Source organism: Pseudomonas sp. MWU13-2100 (assembly GCF_023242365.1).
Taxonomy (GTDB): Bacteria; Pseudomonadota; Gammaproteobacteria; order Pseudomonadales; family Pseudomonadaceae; genus Aquipseudomonas.
Map to the genome: position 1 here is coordinate 92,010 of NZ_JALLIX010000018.1, position 21,993 is coordinate 114,002.

Annotated in this window: 17 protein-coding genes and 1 pseudogene; 2 read left to right on the top strand and 16 right to left on the bottom strand. The window is 60.8% G+C overall.

Going from position 1 to position 21,993, the window contains the following annotated elements; translation table 11 throughout:
- Positions 1–10: 10 nt before the first annotated feature.
- The 6 genes and pseudogenes from M5B99_RS14870 to M5B99_RS14895 all read right to left on the bottom strand — a co-directional run.
- Positions 11–412, bottom strand: a pseudogene (locus M5B99_RS14870) (type II toxin-antitoxin system HicB family antitoxin); the annotation flags it as partial.
- 89 nt (positions 413–501) lie between these two features.
- Entirely contained in the window at positions 502–1,665 is a 1,164-nt protein-coding gene (locus tag M5B99_RS14875; protein ID WP_248804756.1) for a type III PLP-dependent enzyme, read from the bottom strand.
- A 337-nt stretch (positions 1,666–2,002) separates the two neighbouring features.
- Positions 2,003–3,160, bottom strand: coding sequence for a betaine/proline/choline family ABC transporter ATP-binding protein (locus tag M5B99_RS14880; protein WP_248804757.1), 1,158 nt, complete (start codon positions 3,158–3,160; stop codon positions 2,003–2,005).
- Positions 3,157–3,810, bottom strand: a complete 654-nt coding sequence (locus M5B99_RS14885) for an ABC transporter permease (RefSeq protein ID WP_248804759.1) — start codon at positions 3,808–3,810, stop codon at positions 3,157–3,159. The genes M5B99_RS14880 and M5B99_RS14885 overlap by 4 nt, the downstream gene beginning before the upstream one ends.
- A 9-nt stretch (positions 3,811–3,819) precedes the next feature.
- Positions 3,820–4,713, bottom strand: a complete 894-nt coding sequence (locus tag M5B99_RS14890) for a glycine betaine ABC transporter substrate-binding protein (RefSeq protein WP_248804760.1) — start codon at positions 4,711–4,713, stop codon at positions 3,820–3,822.
- Between the two features lie 20 nt (positions 4,714–4,733).
- On the bottom strand, positions 4,734–5,450 hold the full coding sequence (locus M5B99_RS14895; protein ID WP_248804761.1) for an ABC transporter permease: 717 nt from the start codon (positions 5,448–5,450) through the stop codon (positions 4,734–4,736).
- Positions 5,451–5,789: 339 nt separating this feature from the next.
- Between M5B99_RS14895 and M5B99_RS14900 the strand changes: the two genes are divergently transcribed.
- Positions 5,790–7,373, top strand: a complete 1,584-nt coding sequence (locus tag M5B99_RS14900) for a peptide chain release factor 3 (RefSeq protein ID WP_248804762.1) — start codon at positions 5,790–5,792, stop codon at positions 7,371–7,373.
- Between the two features lie 313 nt (positions 7,374–7,686).
- Positions 7,687–7,911, top strand: coding sequence for a hypothetical protein (locus tag M5B99_RS14905; RefSeq protein ID WP_248804763.1), 225 nt, complete (start codon positions 7,687–7,689; stop codon positions 7,909–7,911).
- Positions 7,912–8,025: 114 nt separating this feature from the next.
- On the opposite strand, the gene M5B99_RS14910 is transcribed toward M5B99_RS14905, so the two are convergent.
- The 10 genes from M5B99_RS14910 to M5B99_RS14955 form a co-directional block, all read right to left on the bottom strand.
- Positions 8,026–8,997: a peptide ABC transporter ATP-binding protein gene (locus tag M5B99_RS14910; RefSeq protein ID WP_248804764.1), complete on the bottom strand. Its 972-nt coding sequence runs from the start codon at positions 8,995–8,997 to the stop codon at positions 8,026–8,028.
- Positions 8,997–9,965, bottom strand: a complete 969-nt coding sequence (locus M5B99_RS14915; RefSeq protein WP_248804765.1) for an ABC transporter ATP-binding protein — start codon at positions 9,963–9,965, stop codon at positions 8,997–8,999. The genes M5B99_RS14910 and M5B99_RS14915 overlap by 1 nt, the downstream gene beginning before the upstream one ends.
- 10 nt (positions 9,966–9,975) lie before the next feature.
- On the bottom strand, positions 9,976–10,887 hold the full coding sequence (locus M5B99_RS14920) for an ABC transporter permease subunit (protein ID WP_248804766.1): 912 nt from the start codon (positions 10,885–10,887) through the stop codon (positions 9,976–9,978).
- 10 nt (positions 10,888–10,897) lie between these two features.
- Positions 10,898–11,908 carry an ABC transporter permease subunit gene (locus M5B99_RS14925; protein ID WP_100941231.1) on the bottom strand — a complete coding sequence of 337 codons (1,011 nt, stop codon included), beginning with the start codon at positions 11,906–11,908 and terminating at the stop codon, positions 10,898–10,900.
- Between the two features lie 76 nt (positions 11,909–11,984).
- Complete coding sequence (locus M5B99_RS14930) at positions 11,985–13,580, bottom strand: ABC transporter substrate-binding protein (RefSeq protein WP_248804767.1); 1,596 nt, start codon at positions 13,578–13,580, stop codon at positions 11,985–11,987.
- An 80-nt stretch (positions 13,581–13,660) separates the two neighbouring features.
- On the bottom strand, positions 13,661–15,076 hold the full coding sequence (locus tag M5B99_RS14935) for an OprD family porin (protein WP_248804768.1): 1,416 nt from the start codon (positions 15,074–15,076) through the stop codon (positions 13,661–13,663).
- Between the two features lie 170 nt (positions 15,077–15,246).
- Positions 15,247–16,845, bottom strand: coding sequence for an ABC transporter substrate-binding protein (locus tag M5B99_RS14940; RefSeq protein ID WP_248804769.1), 1,599 nt, complete (start codon positions 16,843–16,845; stop codon positions 15,247–15,249).
- Between the two features lie 297 nt (positions 16,846–17,142).
- Entirely contained in the window at positions 17,143–18,768 is a 1,626-nt protein-coding gene (locus M5B99_RS14945) for an ABC transporter substrate-binding protein (RefSeq protein WP_248804770.1), read from the bottom strand.
- A 257-nt stretch (positions 18,769–19,025) separates the two neighbouring features.
- Positions 19,026–20,627 carry an ABC transporter substrate-binding protein gene (locus tag M5B99_RS14950; RefSeq protein ID WP_248804771.1) on the bottom strand — a complete coding sequence of 534 codons (1,602 nt, stop codon included), beginning with the start codon at positions 20,625–20,627 and terminating at the stop codon, positions 19,026–19,028.
- Between the two features lie 237 nt (positions 20,628–20,864).
- Positions 20,865–21,575: an SIMPL domain-containing protein gene (locus M5B99_RS14955; protein WP_248804772.1), complete on the bottom strand. Its 711-nt coding sequence runs from the start codon at positions 21,573–21,575 to the stop codon at positions 20,865–20,867.
- Positions 21,576–21,993: the final 418 nt, after the last annotated feature.

Here is a 21,993-nt window from a genome sequence, read left to right on the forward strand (position 1 = left end):
GGCAGGTGCCCTGCAACACACGCAAGGCCGCCGTGGCCAGGAAGCCGGAACGGCTCTTCTGCTCGGGATGATTGCGCACATAGGCGTTGATACGGCTCAACAGGTATCCGGGCAAGGTGATATTGAGTTTTTCCGACTTGCCCAGGTACTGGGTGATATCGATGTCCACCAGGGCGCAGATGCAGCCCGCGTAGTCCGGACTTTTCGCGTGCTGGGTCACGGTGCTCGCCCGCGGTATGGGGGCGTCGTCCTCGGCGAGAATCTCCAGATGCCCTTCGATGGCTTCACGGACCATGGCCAGGGCGTCGTCCAGGTCTTCGCCCGCCGAGAAGCAGCCCGGAATATCCGGAACCTCCACGCCCCAAGCGTGTTTCCATGAGGCAGCACTACACTGCTTCGAAAGGTTTTGCAGCGTGTAAATAAAAAGGCCCGTGAGGATTCACGGGCCTTTCGGCAAGCATGCGCGGTGTCCGCAAGGCCGCCTTTCAGCGGCCCGGCGTATTACAGGTAGTACGATTTCAGCGGCGGGAAGCCGTTGAATTCCACGGCGCTGTAGCTGGTGGTGTAGGCACCGGTGGACAGCCAGTACAGGCGGTCGCCGATGGCCAGGTTCAGGGGCAGGCCGTACTTGTAGTTTTCATACATGATGTCGGCGCTGTCGCAGGTCGGGCCGGCGATGACCACTTCTTCCATCTCGCCTTTCTTTTCGGTCCAGATCGGGAACTTGATGGCTTCGTCCATGGTTTCGATCAGGCCGGAGAATTTGCCCACGTCGGTGTACACCCAGCGCTCGACGGCGGTACGCGATTTACGCGCGACCAGCACCACTTCGCTGACCAGGATGCCGGCGTTGGCGATCAACGAACGGCCCGGCTCCAGGATGATTTCCGGAAGGTCGTCGCCGAAGTCTTCCTTGAGGAAGCGGATAATTTCTTCCGCATAGGTTTCCAGGCTGTTGGTGCGGGTGATGTAGTTGGCCGGGAAGCCGCCGCCCATGTTGATCAGCTTGAGATTGATACCGTCCTCTTCCTTCAGACGTTCGAAGATCACCTTGACCTTGGCGATCGCCGCGTCCCAGACGCTGATATCGCGCTGTTGCGAACCGACGTGGAAGGACACGCCATAAGGCACCAGGCCCAGGTCGCGGGCGAGGATCAGCAGGTCCATGGCCATGTCGGTCTGGCAGCCGAACTTGCGCGACAACGGCCAGTCGGCGGTGGTCGAGCCTTCGGTGAGGATTCGTACGTACACTTTCGATCCCGGGGCGGCCTTGGCGATATTGCGCAGGTCGGCTTCGGAGTCGGTGGAATACAGGCGCACGCCCTTCTCGTAGAAGTAGCGGATGTCCTTGGATTTCTTGATGGTGTTGCCGTAGCTGATGCGATCCGGGCTGACGCCCTGGCCCAGCACCTTGTCCAGTTCGTAGATCGAGGCGATGTCGAAGCTGGAGCCTTTCTTGTTCAGCAGGTCGATGATCTCGACGGCCGGGTTGGCCTTGACTGCGTAATAGACCTTGGCGAATTCGAAACCGGCGCGCAGGTCATCGTAGGCCTGGCTGATCATCGCGGTGTCGATCACCACGAACGGGGTTTCGTGCTTGTCCGCGAACGCCTTCATTTTGTCAAAAGTGGCGCGCGCGAAATAGTCTTCGACCTGAATCGACATGCTGGGAACTCCTACTGGCAAACTAGATTGATCAATGGGTGCAAATGAACGTCCTCCGTATCCCCACTTTGGTTCGCCTACTTCCCAAGGCATGTCGCCGAAAGCAAAAAGGCCATGGGAACAACTGCTTCCCTTGGCCTTGCTGTCTCGTCGTCAGTACTTGAGCCGGATGGATCGTTTCCAGCATGGACGTTCGGCGCGAACTTTAGGACTTGAGGGGCTTGAGATCAACTAAAAATGTCGCGTTTTTGCACGCACCCGTCGCGTGGCCCGGATCAGTCACCTATTTAACCGACCCGGATGACAGTCTGATGTTCCCGATCGCTGACCGATGGTGTCAGGCCAGGGCCATTTCAGCGGGCGAGACGATACTGGTCTTGGCTCCGCGCGAACGTTCGGAACTCAGGTAGGCGGCAATCGACTCCTGGGTCACTTCGCCAAGGAATACCCGCTCGGCGTCCATCACCGGCAGCCACGAACGGTTGAACTCATACATCCGCGACAAAAGGATACGCAGGTGCTCGTCATAGACCGCCGTGGCGTTGAACTCGCGCAGGAACTGCGCGCAGGTGCCGCTCTGGCGGTGCAGGTCGCGGCGGCGCACATAACCCAGCGCCTTGTTCCCGGCGTCGGTGACCACCACGTAGCGCCGATCATGTTCGTCCATCAGTTCCAGGGCCTCGGCCACCGCAGTCTCCGGGCTCACCGAGGGCGCGTTGTCCGCCGCGTCTTCAGCCTTCACCAGCAACAGGCGCTTGAGGGTGCTGTCCTGGCCGACAAAGCTGCTGACGAATTCGTCGGCCGGATGGGCCAGCAGGGTGTCCGGGTGGTCGATCTGCAACAGCTTGCCGGCGCGGAAGATGGCGATCTTGTCGCCCAGCTTGATGGCTTCGTCAATGTCGTGGCTGACCATGATCACGGTCTTGTTCAGCGCCCGCTGCATCTCGAAGAACTCATTCTGGATCATCTCGCGGTTGATCGGGTCGACCGCGCCGAACGGCTCATCCATCAGCAGCAACGGCGCGTCGGCCGCCAGGGCGCGGATCACACCGATCCGCTGTTGCTGGCCACCGGACAACTCACGCGGGTAACGGTGCAGGTACTGCTTGGGCTCAAGCTTGATCATGCGCATCAACTCGCGGGCACGGTCGTGGCATTTCTGCTTGTCCCAGCCCAGCAGTTTCGGCACCACCACGATGTTTTCCTCGATGGTCATGTTGGGGAACAGGCCGATCTGCTGGATCACATAACCGATATTGCGTCGCAGGGTCACTTCGTCCAGGTCGGTGGTGTCTTCGCCGTTGATCAGAATCTTGCCCGAGGTGGGCTTGATCAGGCGGTTGATCATCTTCAGCGTGGTGCTCTTGCCGCAACCCGAAGGGCCGAGGAATACACAGATCTCGCCTTCGTTGACGGTCAGGCTCACGGAATCAACGGCGGTGATGGTCTTGCCGTTGCTTTGAAAGGTCTTGGTCAGGTTTTGAAGTTCGATCATTTGAGTAGTCCTTTTGGAGTCAGCGTGCGTTGCAGCCATTGCAGGAGCAGATCGGCGGCGATGGCCAGGAGGCTGACCAGGACGGCGCCGACAATCAGCATCGACATGTCGCTGCGGCTGATGGCCGCCAGAATCAGCACCCCCAGGCCGCCGGCGCCGATGGTGGCGGCGATGGTCATGACACCGATGTTCATCACCACGGCGGTGCGCACACCGGCGAGGATCACCGGCACCGCGATAGGCAGCTCGACCATGCGCAGGCGCTGACTGAAGGTCATGCCGATGCCGCGCGCGGCTTCGCGAATACCCGGCTCGACACCGGTCAGGGCCAGGTAGGTGTTGCGCATGATCGGCAACAGGGAATAGAGGAATACCGCGCTGATCGCCGGCAGCGGTCCCAACCCTTGGCCGAATCTGGAGTAGAACGGCAGCAGCAGGCCGAACAGGGCGATGGACGGCACGGTCAGCAGTACGGTGGCGCTGGCTTGCAGTGGCCCGGCCAGTGTGGGAAAACGGGTCATCAGCACGCCCAGGGGTACGCCGACGACAATCGCGAGAATGACGGCGATGCCCACCAGGGTGATGTGCTGCCAGGTCAGGTGCAGGACTTGTGCCCAGTCAAGATGGGAAAAGGCGTTGAGAAATTCCATGTCTTCTCCTCAGTTGATCGGATGTTGGCGCAGAAACTCGGCGGCCACGGCGGAGGGGCTTTCATGGTCGACATCGACCCGCGCATTCAGCTCGCGCATGGTGTCGTTGTCGAACAGCGCCGCCAGTGGCTTGAGATCGGCGGCCAATTGCGGATGGGCGTCTAAATAGACCTGACGCACCACGGGGGCGGCGGTGTAGTCCGGGAAGTAATGCTTGTCGTCTTCCAGCAGCTTCAATTTAAAGGCGTTGAGGCGGCCGTCGGTGGTGTAGACCAGCCCGGCAAACACCTGGCCGTTGCGCAGGGCCGTATAGACCAGGCCGGCGTCCATCTGCCGGGTGTTCTTGCGGGTCAGGTTCATCCGGTACAACTTGACCATGCCGGCCATGCCGTCGGAACGGTTGGCGAACTCGGTGTCCAGGGCCACCAGGCGGTTTTCCCGGCTGTCTTCGGCCAGTGCCCGGGTCAGGTCGCTGATGCTGTTGATCTGCGGATATTGCTTGGCCACCTGCTCCGGCAGGGACAGGGCATAGGTGTTGCTGAACTTCGACGGCGCCAGCCAGACCAAGCCTTTTTTGGCGTCGAGCTCCTTGACCCGGGCGTAGGACTGTTCGCTGTCGAGTTTCTCGTCGACATGGTTGTAGGCCACCAGCGACACGCCGGTATATTCCCAGATCAGGTCCAGTTGCCCGCTTTCCTGGGCGCTGCGCGCCAGGTTGCTGCCCAGTCCGCCGGTCACCTGGGGATCATAGCCCCTGGTGCGCAGGTACTGGGCGGTGATTTCCGCCAGCAGGGTCTGTTCGGTGAACACCCGGGCGCCGATGCGGATCAAGGGTTTTTCAGCGGCTTGGGCGAATCCCGCGGACAGCAGGACGCAGACCAGTATCACAGTCAGTCTTTTCATATCGATTCCTTTGCCGAGCCTTAAGACGTGCGCAACCCGCGCTCCAGCCAGAGGCGGCTGGTCATGGTCACCAGGCCGTCGAGCAGCAAGGCCAGCAGCGCGGTGCAGGCGGCGCCGAGCAGCAGTTGCGGCTGATTGTTCAGGGCGATGCCGGGGAAGATCAGGCTGCCCAGGCTGTTGGCACCGATCAGGAACGCCAGGGGCGCGGTACCGACGTTTATCGCCAGGGCCACGCGCACGCCACCGATGATGATCGGTACGGCATTGGGTAGTTCTACCCGCCAGAGCACTTGACGCGGGGTCATACCGATGCCGACGGCGGCTTCTTTCAGGGAGCCCTGGACGTTTTTCAGGCCTTCGTAGGTGTTGCGCACGATAGGCAGCAAGGAGGCAAGGAACAGGGCAAGGATCGCCGGGCCGCTGCCAATGCCCAGTACGCCGAGGGCGATGGCCAGTACGGCCAGGGGCGGGACGGTGTTACCGATATTGAAGATCTGCATGAAGCGTTCCGCCCGCCCGACCCTGTTCGGTCGGCTCAGCAGGATACCGGCGGGAATCCCTACGATCAGGGCGGCAAGCATGGAGACAAGAACCAGAATCAGGTGCGCTTGCAGGTAAAACAGCAAATCGTCGCGGTACAGTTCGATCGTGTTGATGCCAATCCAGTGGACCAGCAGGGCCAGGAGAGCGACGACAACCACTCCTCCTATCAGCCCTTTGCCATAGCGAATAGCCACAGGCAGACTCCTTTTTTCTGTCGGCGAACACCGCTTCGTGTGGCAATGCCATTCCTGGCCGCCGAAGAAAGTGTTCGCGAAATGCAGCTCGCCACTGCCGGCAAAGCGGCAGGCGGTCGGGCCATAAGCGCAGCCTCGTCAGGCTGACTTGCTGGTATTTCAGCCCCTGTTACGAGTCAGGTAGCAGGGGAGTGGACGCCTCCACCTTTTAAAAGGTTCCATAATTGGCAGCTTTTAGCCACCCTGGAAATCACGGCAAGCGGGTGAGCGGTGGTCCGTGGACCTCGGTTTGCGCTATACTCGCCGCCCTTTTTTGACTCACCTGCCAGGCGATTTCCCATGACCCACCAGGCCGCCGAAGTCGCGAAACGCCGCACTTTCGCCATTATTTCCCACCCCGATGCCGGTAAAACCACCATCACCGAGAAGCTCCTGCTGATGGGCAAGGCGATCGCGGTGGCCGGCACGGTGAAATCCCGTAAATCCGACCGCCATGCCACCTCCGACTGGATGGAAATGGAAAAACAACGGGGTATCTCGATTACCACGTCGGTCATGCAGTTCCCGTATCGCGAGCACATGATCAACCTGCTCGACACCCCGGGCCACGAAGACTTCTCCGAAGACACCTACCGCACCCTGACCGCGGTCGACTCGGCGCTGATGGTCCTCGACGGCGGTAAGGGTGTCGAGCCACGGACCATCGCCCTGATGGATGTCTGCCGCCTGCGCGACACGCCTATCGTCAGCTTTATCAACAAGCTCGACCGGGACATTCGTGATCCGATCGAACTGCTCGACGAGATCGAAGCCGTCCTGAAAATCAAGGCCGCGCCGATCACCTGGCCGATCGGTTGCTACCGCGATTTCAAGGGCGTGTACCACCTGGCCGACGACTACATCATTGTCTACACCGCCGGTCACGGGCATGAACGCACCGATGTGAAAATCATCGAGAAGCTCGACTCCGACGAAGCCCGCGCTCACCTGGGTGACGAGTACGATCGGTTTGTCGACCAACTGGAGCTGGTGCAGGGCGCCTGCCACGAGTTCAACCGCCAGGAGTTCCTCGACGGTCAACTGACCCCGGTGTTCTTCGGCACCGCCCTGGGCAACTTCGGTGTCGACCATGTGCTGGACGCGGTGGTCGATTGGGCACCGATGCCTCTGGCTCGCGTCGCCAACGAGCGTACCGTGGAGCCGGTGGAAGAGAAGTTCAGCGGTTTCGTGTTCAAGATCCAGGCGAACATGGACCCCAAGCACCGCGACCGGATCGCTTTTATGCGCATCTGTTCGGGCAAGTACGACAAGGGCATGAAAATGCGCCATGTGCGGACCGGCAAGGATGTGCGCATCGGTGATGCGCTGACGTTCTTCTCCTCCGAGCGCGAGCAGTTGGAAGAGGCCTACGCCGGCGACATCATCGGGTTGCATAACCACGGCACCATCCAGATCGGCGACACCTTTACCGAAGGCGAGGCCCTGGGCTTCACCGGTATTCCGCACTTCGCCCCGGAACTGTTCCGTCGCGTGCGCCTGCGTGACCCGCTCAAGTCCAAGCAACTGCGTCAGGGCTTGCAGCAGTTGGCGGAAGAGGGCGCGACCCAGGTGTTCTTCCCCGAGCGCAGCAACGACATCATCCTCGGCGCGGTCGGTGTGCTGCAGTTCGATGTGGTCGCCAGCCGCTTGAAAGAGGAATACAAGGTCGAGTGCTCGTATGAGCCGATCACCGTGTGGTCGGCGCGCTGGATTGATTGCAGCGACAAGAAGAAGCTTGATGAGCTGCGGGTCAAGGCTGTGGAAAACCTCGCATTGGACGGCGGCGGTCACCTGACCTACCTGGCGCCGACCCGGGTCAACCTGGCGCTGATGGAAGAGCGCTGGCCGGACGTGAAATTCCGCGCAACCCGCGAACATCACTAAGGCTTTTCCCGCGGTAGTTCTTGCCGCCCCCATAAAAATCCGCGGCCTCGGCTGCGGATTTTTTATGGGCGCTGCAAAAAATCGAGGTCTGACGCGGGCCCCCCTTGTAGGCGCCAAGACGGGCAGTCGAAAGGGCTTTTATGGCTTTTGAGACTAATTGTAATTCAGAATAATTCTATCGCCAGCCAACAGTTTTCATCTGGCCAGTATGGAAAAGTCCGTTCAACGGGTTTAGGTTCAGACAGGTTGTGATCGGCTTCTTGAAGTCGGCTGCAAGGTGCTGGTGACTTATCCACAGAGGGACGGAGCGACGATGAAAATTCTTCAACGCGGCGTACTACTGATCAAGGTGCTGGTGCTGTTGATGGTGGGGGCTTCAAGTGCCTGGGCCAGTAATGCGGTATCGGATCATGGGGCGGTTTCTCCTTCGAAATCCGCGGTGCAGGCGCTTTATGCCGATGACACCGAGAAAAAAGCCGATCCCGGTCAGGATGATCAGGGCGATGACAGCGGTGATGATGGTGACAGCGATGACTGACTCGCACAAATGAAAAAGCCTCTTGCGCCCAGCGGCTAACGCGCTTGACGCAAGAGGCCCTACTACCGTTTTCAGCGCTCTCGCTTACTCAGGAGAGCGCTTTTTTGTTGCCTGTCAGCCGAGGAATTGCTCCGCGTAATGGCAGGCCACCTGCCGCGAATCGAGCTCGCGCAAGGCCGGCTCTTCCGTGCTGCAGCGCTCGGTGGCATACGGGCAGCGCTTGTGGAAGGCGCAGCCGGACGGCGGGTTGAGCGGGTTGGGCAGTTCACCGGCGATCTTGATCTTCGGTTTCAACGGGTCCGGGTGGATCGCCGGTGTCGCCGAGAGCAGGGCCTGGGTGTACGGGTGCAGGGGACGGGCATAGATGTCTTCCTTCGGGCCCATTTCCACCGGCCGGCCGAGGTACATCACCAGCACCTGGTCGGCGACGTGACGGACCACCGCCAGGTTGTGGGAGATGAACACGTAGGCGGTGTTGAACTGTTGCTGCAGATCCATGAACAGGTTCAGCACCTGGGCCTGGATCGACACGTCCAGCGCCGAGGTCGGTTCATCCGCCACCAGCACTTTCGGTTGCAGCATCATTGCCCGCGCCAGGGCGATACGCTGGCGCTGGCCGCCGGAGAACATGTGCGGGTAGCGATGATAGTGCTCGGGGCGCAAGCCGACCTGCTTCATCATCGCCTGGACTTTCTCGCGGCGTTCGGCGGCGGACAGCTTGGTGTTGATCAGCAGTGGTTCGCCCAACTGGTCGCCGATCTTCTGCCGCGGATTGAGCGATGCGTAGGGGCTCTGGAACACCATCTGCACGTCTTTGCGCAGTTGCTTGCGCTGGGCCTTGTTGGCGCCGGCGACTTCCTGGCCGGCGATTTTCAGCGAGCCGGACGACGGCTCCTCGATCAGCGTCAGGGCCCGGGCCAGGGTCGACTTGCCGCAACCTGACTCACCCACTACGGCGAGGGTCTTGCCGGCTTCCAGTTCGAACGACACGCCATTGAGGGCGCGCACCAGCGCATGGCCCTTGAACAGGCCACGGGAGACTTCGTAGTGACGGGTGAGGTCGCGGGCGGTAAGAACGACGGCCATTACGCCACCTCCTGGTTCAGCGGGAAGAAGCATCGGGCAAGGCTGTTGGCTTTCGGGTCCAGGCTCGGACGCTGCTGCCGACAGCTTTCCTGCACATAGGGGCAGCGCGGCGACAGCAGGCAACCCACCGGCCGGTCATAACGCCCGGGGACGATGCCCGGCAGGGTCGACAGGCGCTCGGCCCCCAGGCTGTGCTCCGGAATCGCCTTGAGCAGGGCTTCGCTGTACGGATGCGCCGGTACATCGAACAAGCCCGGCACCATGCCGACTTCCACGGCTTGGCCGGCGTACATCACGCAGACCCGCTGGGCGGTTTCGGCAACGACCGCGAGGTCGTGGGTGATCAGCACCAGGCCCATGTTCTGCTCTTGTTGCAGGCTGAGCAGCAGGTCCATGATCTGCGCCTGGATGGTCACGTCCAGGGCGGTGGTCGGTTCGTCGGCGATCAGCAACTTGGGTTCGCCGGCAATCGCCATGGCGATCGCGACGCGCTGGCTCATGCCGCCGGACAGTTGGTGCGGGTAGGCGTCCATGCGGCTGGCGGCGCCGGGGATCTCGACTTTTTCCAGCAGTTCGATGGCACGTTTGCGTGCCGCCTTGCCGGACATCTTCAGGTGCAGACGGAGTACTTCCTCGATCTGGAAACCCACGGTGTAGCTGGGGTTCAGCGCGGTCATCGGGTCCTGGAAAACCATTGCCAGGTCCTTGCCGACCACTTGCCGGCGCTGGCGGGCGCTGAGCTTGAGCATGTCCTTGCCGTCGAAGCGCAAGGCGTCGGCGGTGACAATGCCAGGGTGCTCGATCAGGCCCATCAGCGCCATCATGGTCACGGATTTACCCGAACCCGACTCGCCAACAATGGCCAGGACTTCGCCCTTGTCCACGCTGATGTCGAGGCCGTCGACCACCGGCACAGCGGTTGTGTCGCCGAAGCGAACGTTGAGATTCTTGATTTCTAGCAGTGACATGGGAATCTCCTCAGGCGGCGTTCTTGAGTTTCGGGTCCAGCGCATCGCGCAGGCCGTCGCCCATCAGGTTGATTGCCAGCACGCTGAGCAAAATGGTCAGGCCGGGCAGGCTGACGACCCACCAGGCGCGCTCGATATAGTCGCGGGCCGAGGCCAGCATGGTGCCCCACTCCGGGGTCGGCGGTTGTACGCCAAGGCCGAGGAAACCGAGGGCGGCGGCATCGAGGATCGCCGAGGAGAAACTCAGGGTGGCCTGGACGATCAGCGGCGCCATGCAGTTGGGCAGCACGGTGATGAACATCAGGCGCGGCAGGCTGGCACCGGCCAGACGTGCGGCGGTGACGTAGTCACGGTTCAGCTCGCCCATCACCGCGGCGCGGGTCAGGCGTACATAGGACGGCAACGAGACGATGGCGATGGCGATCACGGTGTTGATCAGGCCCGGGCCGAGGATGGCGACAATCGCCACGGCCAGCAGCAGCGAGGGCAGGGCCAGCATGATGTCCATCAGGCGCATGATGGTCGGGCCGAGGATGCGCGGGAAGAAGCCGGCCAGCAGGCCCATGAAGATGCCCGGGATCAGCGACATCACCACCGAGGACAGGCCGATCAGCAGCGACAGGCGCGAACCGTGGATCAGCCGCGAAAGCAGGTCGCGGCCCAGTTCGTCGGTGCCCAGCAGGTATTGGATCTGACCGCCGGCAAGCCACGACGGTGGGGTCAGCAGGGCTTCGCGGAACTGTTCGCTCGGGTCGTGCGGGGCGACCCAGGGCGCGAAGATCGCGCAGAACACCACCAGCGACATGAACAGCAGGCCGGCGACGGCGCCTTTGTTCTTGGCGAAGTGTTGCCAGAATTCCTTGTACGGAGAGGGGTAGAGCAGGCTTTGATCGACGGTGGTCGAAGCGATAGTAGTACTCATGATCTTGATCTCAGCGCTGGTGACGGATGCGTGGATTGACAAGGCCGTAGAGGATGTCCACGACGAAATTGACCACAATCACCAGGCAGGCGATTAACAGGATGCCGTTTTGCACGACGGGATAGTCCCGGGCGCCGATGGCTTCAATCAGCCATTTGCCGATCCCGGGCCAGGAGAAGATGGTTTCGGTCAGTACGGCGCCGGCCAGCAGGGTGCCGACTTGCAGGCCGACCACGGTCAGTACCGGGATCAGCGCGTTGCGCAGACCGTGGACGAATACCACGCGCGCCGGCGACAGACCCTTGGCCCGGGCGGTACGGATGTAGTCTTCACGCAGCACTTCGAGCATCGAGGAACGGGTCATCCGGGCGATCACCGCCAACGGGATGGTGCCCAGCACGATGGCCGGCAGGATCAGGTGGTGCAGCGCATCCCAGAACGCGTCGGGCTGGTCGCTGAGCAGGGTGTCGATCAGCATGAAGCCGGTTCTCGGCTCGATGTCGTAGAGCAGGTCGATGCGTCCGGACACCGGGGTCCAGCCCAGGCTCACGGAGAAGAACATGATGAGGATCAGGCCCCACCAGAAGATCGGCATCGAATAGCCGGCCAGGGAGATTCCCATCACCCCATGGTCGAACAGGGACCCTCGCTTGAGGGCGGCGATCACCCCGGCGAGCAATCCGAGGACGCCGGCGAACAGCAGGGCGGCCATGGACAACTCCAGGGTGGCCGGGAACAGCGTGGTGAACTCGGTCCACACGCTGGTGCGGGTACGCAGGGACTCGCCGAGGTCGCCGTGGGCGAGCTTGCCGACGTAGTCGATGTACTGGGCATAAAGCGGCTTGTTAAGACCGAGGCGTTCCATCGCCTGGGCGTGCATTTCCGGGTCGACCCGGCGCTCGCCCATCATGACTTCCACGGGATCGCCCGGGATCATGCGAATCAACGCGAAAGTCAGCAACGTGATGCCGAAGAACGTGGGGATCAGCAACCCCAGTCGGCGGGCAATAAAACTAAACATCGTGTGGTGTACCTCATCAGCCGGTTAGGCGTGCTCATCAGTACCCGGGGTCGGGTACCGACGAGCGTTTGTTGTTCTACTTCACCTGGGTGGTGGCGAAGTTATTCAGGGATAGCGGGCTCATGTGGTAGCCCTCTACGTTCTTGCGCATAGCGGTAAACATCTTCGGATGGGCAGCGTTCACCCACAGTACCTGCTCGTGCAGGATGGCCAGGGCCTGTTCATAGAGTGCGGCACGTTGGGCGGGCTCAGTCTTGGCGCGAGCCTGGTCGATCAGCGCCTGGAACTGAGGATTGCACCAGCGGCTGTAGTTTTCGCCGTTTTTCGCCGCTTCGCAACTCAATAGCGGGCTAAGGAAATTATCCGGGTCGCCGTTGTCGCCGCTCCAGCCGGCGGAGACCATGTCGTGCTCGCCGTTTTTCGCCCGTTTGAGCATTTCGGCCCATTCCATGACGCGGATATCGAGCTTGATACCGATCTTGGCCAGGTCGGCCTGCATCAGTTGCGCGCCGAGTTGCGGGTTCGGATTGGTCGGGCCACCACCGTTGCGAGTATAGAGGGTGAGCACCGTGCCGTCGGGAACGCCGGCGGCCTTGAGCAGGGCGCGAGCCTTGTCCAGGTTCTGGGCCGGGTTCTTCAGCTGGCTGTTGTAGCCGAGCAAGGTGGACGGGTAGGGATTGACCGCCGGGATGGCATTGCCCTTGCCATACAGGGTGTCGACGTAGTTCTGCTTGTCCAGGGCCAGCTCGATGGCCTGGCGTACCCGCACATCGCTCAGGTACTTGTGTTCGGTGTTGATCGCGACATAGCCGGTGGACATGGTCGCCATTTCGTCGATCTTCAGGTTCGGATCGGCCTTGATATTCGGCACATCATCGGGTTTTGGGTACAGGGCGACCTGGCACTCGTTGGCCTTGAGCTTCTGCAGGCGGGTGTTGTTGTCGACGGTGATGGCCAGGATCAGGGTGTCCGCCGGTGGCTTGCCACGGAAATACTCCGGGTTGGCCTTGAAGCGCACCTGGGCGTCCTTGGCATAGCGCTGGAAGATGAACGGGCCGGTGCCGACCGGCTTGCTGTTGAGCTCGTCGAGTTTGCCGGCCTTGAGCAACTGGTTGGCGTATTCGGCGGAGTGGATCGAGGTGAAGGCCATGCCCAGGTCGGGCAGGAACGGTGCTTCAGGATGGTTGAGGGTGAAGCGCACGGTCAGGTCGTCGACTTTCTCGACGCTTTTGAGCAGGTTCTGGAAGTCCATGCTCTCGAAATACGGGAAGCCCACGGTGGAGGCTTTATGCCAGGGATGGTTGGGGTCCAGTTGCCGCTGGAAGCTCCAGACCACGTCGTCGGCGTTCAGCTCGCGGGTCGGCTTGAAGTAGTCGGTGGTGTGGAACTTGACGCCCTTTCTCAAGTGAAAGGTGTATTGCAGGCCGTCGGGGCTGATCTCCCAGCTTTCGGCCAGGGCCGGCTGGATCTCGGTGGTGCCGGGCTTGAAGTCCACCAGACGGTTGAACATCGTTTCGGCGGCGGCGTCGGCGGTGACGGCGGTGGTGTAGAGCACCGGATCGAAGCCTTCCGGGCTGGCTTCGGTGCAGACCACCAGGGGTTTGGCCGAAACACCGATAGCCACGCTGAACACGGCGGCAGCGATGGCGGCACGCAGGGGAAGCTTCTTCATGTAAACCTTCCTTGATCGATTGAGTCAGATTAGGTGCTGGGACCGACTCGTCGAATCGGTCCCAGGGCCGTCAGGTGTGGTTAGAGAATGTTGAATGGAATGGTGGTGACCAGGCGGAACTCGGTGATGCTGCCGTCACCCTGGTTGGCCGTTGCACGGTGGGCGGTGTAGCTGGCTCGGACGGTCGCAGCCTTGAGCGGACCGCTCTGGAGGGCATAGGACGCGCCGATGCCGTATTCGTAATGCTTCTCGTCATGCATGTTCTTCACATCGTAAGCGGTGCCGGTGTAGTGAGTACCGTCGATGCCCCAGCCGCGGGCCTGGTAGATATTGAACTTCAGCCCCGGAACGCCGTACTCGGCCATGTTCAGGCCGTAGGCGATCTGGAAGGATTTCTCGTTCGGGCCGTTGAAGTCCGACAGCAGGGAGTTGGCCAGGTAGATACCGTTGGTTTCGTGCAGGTAGTCGAAGTACTCGTTACCGTCGATTTCCTGGTAGGAGAAGGTCAGGCTGTGGGCCTGGTGGGTCAGACCGAGCGACAGCGAGTAGGCGTCGTTGTCGATTTCACCCATCTTCTTTTTGCCGGTGTCGAGGGTCTTGTAGTAGTTCAGGCCGGTGGTCAGGCCCAGCACCGAACTGTCGCCCAGTTCATGGGTGGCGCCGAAGTAGTACTGGTTCCAGAAGTCTTCGACGTTGGACGCGTACAGGCTGGTTTTCAGGCTCTTGAACGGCTGATAGTTGAGGCCCGCCATGTTGACGTGATCGGTCTCGACATCGATGTTGGTGTATTCGGAGCGGAATTTCGACAGGCTCTCTTCGGTCCTTGGCGACACCCGATCAAAGGTGGCGGCATCGAACGACAGGTTGTTGAACTCTTCGCTATGGATGCTCACGCCCTCGAAGCTCGAGGGCAGCACACGGTTGGGCATCACATCGACGATCGGTGTGCTGTAACTCTGCCGGCCAGCGGTCAGGGTGGTGTTCGACACGCGGAACTTGACGTTGGCCAGGCCGAGTTTGCTCCACTGGCCCTGCGCGTCGCCGCCGTTTTTGGTCAGGGTACGGTTGTTGCCCAGACCGCCGACAGTTGGAATCGGTGCGCCGCCATTGGCCGAAGCCAGGCGTTCGGTATCGCGCTCCAGGGCGACGACGTTGTACATCGCCACTTCGGTGCTGACCCCGACAGTACCCTCGCTGAAGCCGGAGTTGTACTTGACGATGGTGCCTTGCAACCAGTTGATGCGACGGTCGGTAGGGGTCAATACGCCATTGTCGTTGTAGTGGAATTTGCCACCACGCTTGAGTTGCTCGTTGGCGTACCAGTTGCGGGTCAGACCGCTCACGCTCTGTTCTTCGAAAAAGCCCTTGGTCTGTTCCTGGGCATTGGTCGAACTCAGGCTCGTCGGTACGAAATCCTGACTCTGGGTTTCAGCGTGGGCCATCACGGTGGTGCTACTGATGGCTAAGGCTAACAATGCTTTTTGAGAGAGTTTCAAGGTAAAGCTCCTTAATTTTCTTTTTTTAATACCGGCCTTCTTGGCTGATCCGGCTTTTTTGGTGGACACTCAATTTGCTTGCGCAATCGTTTGCTTGACAGGATTTTGCCGAATTTCGGCTACAAGTTTGCATAAGGGCGAAATTCGCCCCCACGGCACGGGTCACGGTTTTATTGTTCGATACTGACGCCCGAGAACACGTTGCGACCGAAGGGACTGACCTTGAAACCTTCGACTTTGGTGCTTAACGGCTGGTTGACCGTCGAGTGGGCGATAGGGGTAATCGGCACCTGTTGCTTGAGCAACTGCTGGGCCTGTTGGTAGAGGGCCACGCGTTGCTCGTGATCGGTGACGAGCTTGGCTTGCTTGATCAGCTTGTCGTATTGCGGGTTGCACCACATGGAGTAGTTGTTGCCGCCAATCGCGTCGCAGCCGTAGAGGGTGCCGAGCCAGTTGTCCGGGTCACCGTTGTCGCCGGTCCAGCCGATCAGGCTGATATCGTGCTCGCCATTCTTGGTGCGCTTGACGTACTCGCCCCATTCATAGCTGACGATTTTTACCTTCAGGCCGATTTTCGCCCAGTCGGCCTGGAGCATTTCGGCCATCAGCTTGGCATTGGGGTTATACGGGCGCTGCACGGGCATGGCCCAGAGGGTGATCTCGGTGCCTTCCTTGACGCCGGCGGCCTTGAGCAGTTGCCGGGCTTTTTCCGGATTGTAGGGCGCGTCCTTGATGCTCTCGTCGTAGGACCACTGGCTCGGCGGCATGGCGTTGACCGCCAGTTGTCCGGCGCCCTGGTAGACCGCATTGAGAATGCTCGGTTTGTTCACCGCCATGTCCAGCGCCTGGCGGACCTGGAGCTGGTCGAAGGGTTTGTGCTGCACGTTGTAGGCGATATAGCCGAGGTTGAAGCCGGGCTTCTGGATGACCCGCAGCTTGGGGTCTTTCTTCAGTGCCTCGACATCGGCGGGGCGCGGGTGCAGGGTGATCTGGCACTCACCGCGCTTGAGTTTCTGCACCCGCACCGAGGCATCGGTGTTGATGGCGAAAATCAGCTGGTCGAGCTGGACCTTGTCCGGGTCCCAGTACTGTTTGTTGGCCACGTAGCGGATCTGCGCGTCTTTCTGATAGCGCTGGAACACGTACGGCCCGGTGCCGATGGGCTTCTGGTTGATCTCGCTGGGTTTGCCGGCCGCGAGCAACTGGTCGGCGTATTCGGCGGAGAGAATCGCGGCGAAGCTCATGGCGATGTTCTGGATGAATGCGGCATCGACCGAATTGAGGGTCATGACCACGGTCAGCGGCCCGGTCTTTTCGACCTTGGCGATGTTCTTGTTCAGGCTCATCCCGTTGAAGTACGGAAACTCGGTGGGGTAGGCCTTGCGAAACGGCTGCGCGGGATCGAGCATGCGGTTGAAGGTGAATACCACGTCGTCGGCGTTGAAATCACGGGACGGTGTGAAATAGGCGGTGGTGTGGAACTTGACGCCACGGCGCAGGTGGAAGGTATACACCAGGCCATCCGCTGAAATATCCCAGCTTTCGGCCAGCGCCGGTGCGACGCTGGTCTCGCCCTTGACGAATTCCACCAGCCGGTTGTAGAGCGGCTCGGCGGCATCGTTGTCGGTAGCGGTGGTGTACTGCGCGGTGTCGAACCCGGCCGGGCTGCCCTCGGAGCAGAACACCAGGCTGCCGGCAGCCTGGGCAAAAGGGGCTCCCGCCCACAGGGCGGCTCCCACCAAAGCGGATAAAGTGAAGGTCTGGCGCATGACGGTCCCAATCCTTTTGTTATTGTCATCGGCGAACAATGGCCGTGTTGGGAACACGGGAACGATCACCGATCAAGTCAGTGAATGCAGCAATGCCGCTCGTGAACGCATATCAGCGAAGTCTTGACGTTACGAGGCCAAGTCGATGCGGTAAATGCGTAGAGCCTTAGAGAGCTGTAGGAAAGCTCTGTGCAGCGGACATCCGTTTGCGTGTTACCGCCGACGGACTCCGGACAATTCCTGCAATTCTGGCGGGGAGGCGAAGACAACGTCCTAGGACGCCGTCTTCGCGCAACCTCACTTGCTGACGCTGACGCCGTAGAAGGAGTTCAAGCCAAACGGGCTGATCTTGAAGTCCTGCACTTTGGCGCTCATGGGTTGGTACACCGTCGAGTGCGCGATAGGTGTGTAGGGGACTTGGTCTTTGAGGATGTGCTGCGCCTGCTTGTACAGCTCGGTGCGTTTGGCCTGGTCCGGCGTGGACTTGGCTTCCTTGATCAGATCCTCGAAGGGTTTGTAGCAGAACTTCGAGAAGTTGTTGCCGTTGACCGCATCACAGCCGAACAGCACGCCCAGCCAGTTGTCGGGGTCCCCATTGTCGCCGCTCCAGCCAATCAGCATGGCTTGCTGCTCGCCACCCTTGGCACGCTTGAGGTATTCGCCCCACTCGTAGCTGACGATCTTGACGTTGAGGCCGATGTTCTTCCAGTCGGACTGGAGCATTTCAGCCATCAGCTTGGCGTTGGGGTTGTACGGGCGCTGCACCGGCATGGCCCACAGGGTGATCTCGGTGCCTGGCTTGACGCCGGCTTCCTTGAGCAGTTCCTTGGCCTTTTCCGGATCGTATTTGGCGTCCTTGATGGTGGTGTCATAGGACCATTGGGTCGGCGGCATGGCATTGACGGCCAATTGGCCGGCACCCTGGTAAACCGATTCGATGATCTGCTTCTTGTTCACCGACATGTCCAGCGCTTGACGCACGCGCAGGTCGGCCAGTGGGTTGGCGGCGGTCTGGTCCTTGAGGACCGGCATCACGTTGTAGGCGATGTAACCCAGGTTGAAGCCGGCCTGTTCAGGCATCTTCAGTTTGCTGTCGGCCTTGAGCGGGGCAATGTCGGCCGGACGTGGGTAGGCGGTGATCTGGCACTCGCCTTTCTTGAGCTTCTGCGCGCGCACCGACGGGTCGGTGGTGATGGCGAAGATCAGGTTGTCGACCTTGACGTCCTCAGGCTTCCAGTAGTCCTTGTTCCCGGTGTAGCGAATGTTGGAGTCTTTCTGGTAGCTCTTGAACACGAACGGACCGGTGCCGATCGGCTTCTGGTTGATGTCGCTGGCCTTGCCTTCCTTGAGCAGCTTGTCGGCGTACTCGGCGGACTGGATCGAGGCGAAGCTCATGGCCAAGTCCTGGATAAACGCGGCGTCCACGGTCTTCAGGGTGAACTTGACGGTCTTGTCGTCGAGTTTCTCCACCTTGGTGATATTGCCGTCCATGCCCATGTCAGTGAAGTACGGGAATTCGGTCGGGTAGGCCTTGCGGAACGGCATGTCCTTGTCGAGCATGCGGTTGAAGGTGAACAGCACGTCGTCGGCGTTGAAGTTACGCGTCGGCTTGAAGTAATCGGTGGTGTGGAACTTGACGCCTTCACGCAGGTGGAAGGTGTAGGTCAGGCCGTCCGGGGTCACGTCCCAGCTGGTTGCCAGGCCAGGAATCACGGCGGTGCCGCCACGTTCGAACTGGCTCAGACGGTTGAAAACGGTTTCCGCGGAGGCGTCGAAGTCGGTTCCGGCGGTGTACAGGCCTGGATCGAAACCGGCCGGGCTCCCTTCGGAGCAGAACACCAGGTTAGTCGCGGCGACGGCGAACGGTGCGCTGGCCAAGAGGCCTGCGCCGACTAAAAACGGAATGACTGCTTTTTTAAGCATGGTGGCCTCATGATTTGTTGTCATTTTTGGTTTTGAGGACGACCTCGTGAGTCGACCTGCGGATACTTATGCAGGCCCCATACCCAATGCAAGATGCAGAGACGTGCGAAGCCTCAAAGAGTGGCACGAACGTACACGAATGTCGCATATGTGTAAATTCTGACGCATTTGACAGGTTTCGAGGGGATTTTCAGGTGCGCGGGACGCACTTCAAGCGGGCAACCGGGGCGCCTGGCGCACCCGGTTGGGGCGTTGGATCACTGGCCCAGGCTGACACCATAGAAGGGGGTCAGGCCGAACGGGCTGATCTTGAAGTCGTGTACTTCCTTGCGCATCGGCTGGAACACCGTCGAGTTGGCGATCGGGGTGATCGGCACCTGTTCCTTGAGGACTTTCTGCGCCTGTTGGTAGAGCTTGACCCGCTCGTCATGGTTGCTGCTGAGCTTGGCTTTCTGGATCAGTTGATCATAGGCCGGGTCGCACCATTTCGCGTAGTTGCTGCCCTTGACCGCGGCGCAGCTGTAGAGCACGCCGAGCCAGTTGTCCGGGTCGCCGTTGTCGCCGGTCCAGCCATAGATCATGACGTCATGCTCGCCGTTCTTGGCGCGCTTGATGTACTCGCCCCACTCGTAGCTGACGATATTGGCCTTGATCCCGACCTTGGCCCAGTCAGCCTGGATCATCTGCGCCGACATCCGCGCATTGGGGTTGGAGGCCCGTTGCACGGTCATCGCCCAGAGGTCGATGCTGGTGCCTTCGGCCACGCCGGCTTCCTTGAGCAGTGCGCGGGCCTTGGTCGGGTCGTAGGGCGCGTCCTTGATAGTCGGGTCATAGGACCACTGGCCCGGCGGCAGGGCGTTCTGCGCCAGTTGGCCGGCGCTCTGGTAGACCGCCTTGATGATCGCCGGCTTGTCGATGGCCATATCCAGGGCCTGGCGGACCTTGAGCTGGTCCAGGGGCTTGTGGGTGACGTTGTAGGCGAGGAAGCCCAGGTTGAAGCCCGGCTGCTGCAGCACCAGCAGGTTCTTGTCCTGCTTCATGATCTCGATATCGGCCGGGCGCGGGTAACCGCTGACCTGGCATTCCCCGGCCTTGAGCTTCTGCAGGCGGGCGGCGGCATCCGGGGTGATGGCGAAGATCAGGTTGTCGAGTTTGACGTCTTCGGGTTTCCAGTAGTCCTTGTTGGCCACGTAGCGGATCTGCGAGTCCTTCTGGTAACGCTTGAACACGAACGGGCCGGTGCCCACCGGCTTCTGGTTGATGTCGGCGGCGCGGCCTTCCTTGAGCAGTTGCGCGGCGTATTCGGCGGACTGGATCGAGGCGAAGCTCATGGCCAGGTTCTGCACAAAGGCGGCGTCGATATGGTTCAAGGTGAAGCGTACGGTCTGCTCGTCGAGTTTTTCGACGTTCTTGATCGTGGTGTTGAGCTCCATATCGCTGAAATACGGCGATTCCGAAGGGTAGGCCTTGCGGAACGGATGATTGGCGTCGAGCAGGCGCTGGAAGGTGAAGAGCACGTCTTCGGCGTTGAAGTCGCGGCTCGGCTTGAAGTCGTCGGTGGTATGGAACTTAACGCCGGGGCGCAGGTGGAAGGTATAGCTCAGGCCGTCGGGGGCAACGTCCCAACTCGTGGCCAGGCCGGGTTCGACCTCGGTACCGCCGCGTTTGAACTGGGCCAGGCGGTTGAACACGGTTTCCGCCGAGGCGTCGAAGTCGGTACCGCTGGTGTACTGGCTCGGGTCGAAGCCGGCGGGGCTGGCTTCGGAGCAATAGACCAGGGTCGAGGCGGCCTGGGCCAGGGGCGTGCAGGCCAGCAAAGTGGCGGCCAGCAGCAGCGGTTTGAAGGCGATTTTTTCCATTGAAAAGCCTCGAAGGTGCGTAATAGAGCGGGGAGGGTTCCGACTCTAGCACGCCCTATCGAGGCCTTGGTGCCCACCGTTAATGCAGACGACTGAGAAACTTCGCTCTGGAAAACGCCACAAATCCTGTAGGAGTCCGGCTTGCCGGCGATGAGGCCGGTAAGCCTTGCATCGCCTGATCGGCCGTCATCGCCGGCAAGCCGGGCTCCTGCAGAGGCACGCGTTCAGCCTGCACGCTTATGGTTGCGGCAGGACCTCGATCACCCCATCGGCATTCATGTTGACCTGTGCCTTGCCGGCTTCCACGTCCGGCGTCGGCGCGGCCTCCATGGCCGCGGCTTTCATCATCACGCCACGTGGGAACGGCTGTGGATAACCGCTGCTGTTGAGGTTCAGGTTGACGATCTTGTAGCCCTTGCCGCCCAGGGCCTCGGTGGCCAGTTGGGCGCGGGCCTTGAACGCCGCGACGGCCTCCTTGAGCAGGGCATCCTCGCTGGTCTTGCGGGTGGCGGAGGAGATGGCGAAGTCCATGCTTTCCATTTTCAGGTCCTGCATCAGTTCGCCGGTCAGCTTGGACAGCGCGGCAAAGTCGGCGCTTTCCAGGCGCAGCTCGGCGCGCTCACGCCAGCCGGTGATCTTCTGGGTCTTGTTGTCGTAGATCGGGTAGCTGTTGCGACTGCCCTGGCGCAGGTTGATCTCCTTGACCGCCTTGGCCTGGCCCAGCGCCTTGTTCATGGTGGTGGTGATATCGGCGGCGAGCTTGGCCGGATCGCTGTTCTGCGCCTCGGTGTAGAGGGTCACGATCATCAGGTCGCGGGCCACTTCCTGGCTGGCTTCGGCGCGCAGGGAAATCTGGTTGTAACGCGGCTCGTCGGCGGCCAGGGCCGGCAGGCTGGTCAGGGTACCGAGGCTGAGGGCGAGCAGGGCGGCGCGGCGAGTGAAGTGCATATAGAGCTCCTTGAGGTTTGGTGCGCGGCTGGTGTCGGGCAGTCCCGCGTGCAGGCATCAGACTACGCCGGGATTGTCCGGTTCGCGTTGTTACAACTTCAATACATATAGCGTAGGTTGTAGAGGCTGTGTGGCGATCAGGTTGACTTCCATACTGATCACTCCAGGTCGACCCCGACCCCTGTGGGAGCCGAGCTTGCTCGCGAAGAGGCTCTGAAGATCGCCAGAAACTTCACGGTCACGCCACGTTCAGATGTTGTCGTATTTTCAGATCGGTACTTTCAGCGACTTATGGAGATTGCTCCTACATTTTTAGTCAGGTTTTCCCCTTGAAACCTGATCCTTCTCCATGTTTCGATGCGCGCCCCTACTCGCATGGAACGCGTGTTAATGAGCGACACCCTTTGGGCCGCCCGGT